The sequence below is a fragment of the Vibrio sp. 1727 genome, assembly GCF_033344415.1.
Lineage (GTDB): Bacteria > Pseudomonadota > Gammaproteobacteria > Enterobacterales > Vibrionaceae > Vibrio > Vibrio alginolyticus.
Map to the genome: position 1 here is coordinate 1 of NZ_JAWPOT010000729.1, position 502 is coordinate 502.

At 48.6% G+C, this 502-nt stretch carries 1 pseudogene; it reads right to left on the bottom strand.

The annotated features are described in order from the left end of the window. Positions 1 to 502, bottom strand: a pseudogene (locus R8O10_RS27845) (oxidoreductase); the annotation flags it as partial.

Sequence of the window (502 nt, forward strand, 5' to 3'; positions counted from 1 at the left end):
ATGGTCTTTGGACAATCACTGAAGTCGTTCATCATGATGCACTCGGTCATACATAGCTTGCAGCTACATTGCAGACAGCGAGATGCTTCTTGTTTGATTTGTTCTTCAGTAAAGCCTAAATCCACTTGGGCAAAATCTTGCTTACGCTCTTCAGCGTCACGCAATTCACCGTGTAGGCGAGGGGTATCTACAGTACCTTTTGGTAGTGGCACGTCTAGACGAGATGAGTAGCTGTATTCTTGCTCGAAGTCGCGGTCTTCAGTTAGTGGGTGAGTCGTTAGGAAACGCTCAACACTCATTGCGGCTTTACGACCTAATGCCATCGCTTCAATCACGATGTTACCGCCACACGCGTCACCGGCTACGAAGACGTCTTCTAGGCTCGATGCTAGTGTTTGTTTATCGACCACGTAACGACCACCGCGAGTTTGCTCTAGTGCACCGTCAGTAATGTCTGCCACGATTTGACCGGTTGCAAAAACGATGGTGTCTACAGAGATGG